2 protein-coding genes are annotated in these 863 nt (G+C 44.7%); both read right to left on the bottom strand.

The features are described 5' to 3' along the window. Positions 1-401 (bottom strand): pilus assembly protein N-terminal domain-containing protein (locus R7R24_RS25635; protein WP_318119930.1); only part of this gene is annotated, 401 nt, incomplete at its 3' end. Positions 402-408: 7 nt separating this feature from the next. Continuing rightward, positions 409-863: Flp pilus assembly protein CpaB (cpaB, locus tag R7R24_RS25640; RefSeq protein ID WP_318119931.1), on the bottom strand; the 455-nt coding region annotated here is incomplete at its 5' end.

The raw sequence follows: 863 nt of genomic DNA on the forward strand, positions 1-863 counted from the left end.
TGCTGACTGCTGACCAAACCTCTGAGAACGACTTTCTCTTGAGCGCTATGCACTTCGATACTTTCGTCCGGCAAGAACTGGAACAACTTAGATTTAAGCGTATTTAAATCGTGAGTGACTTCGACATTAAACTGTTCGATCAATCGGCCACGACTATCCCAAACTGACACAGTGGTCGTTCCTAGTTTTTTACCAATCAAGAACAGTTCATTCGATCTTAGAACCACGATATCCAATACTTCTGGATCCCCTAACGTCACCTTTTTGGCCTTACCTGAAATCACCAATTGTGTAGATTGATGATGCGCAACAGAAACAACTCTTCCAGACTGCGCGGTTGCCGCATGAACAGACAAGCTAACAAAAAGTAACTGGCTAACGAGTAATATTATTGTTTTCATAATTCACCTAATTACTGACTCGGACACTGGATGCCTGAGATCCCTTAATGATGGTCACACTAGGTCGAGGGGTATATTTTTTTGCAACAACAGGTTTATCGACTTCATGAGGGTTACGCAAAGCCAGTTGGATCTCACCCTTGCTGTTAGCAGAAAGCAGTTTTTCCGCTTCTTTCGGGGTAACTTCCAATGTGACTGCACGAACGATCACGGGTTTGTTGTCGTTAGTTTTTGCTGTTTGGTCGACTGCTAATACATTGATATTTTTTAACACCGTGAGTGTGGTCGCTTGCTTGCCTTTGCCATAGCTCACCGTGTTCAACACATCCACTTTGTTACCCGGCAGTAGGAAACCTGCTACGCCGATAACGTCATTTACACGAATGGTGACTGCTCGCTTGTTCTCAGGAATTAAGGCCGCAAGCGTTGCGCCCTCTCCAGGTTGAGCAAGACGATTAGGAT

The organism is Vibrio sp. 704 (assembly GCF_033339295.1).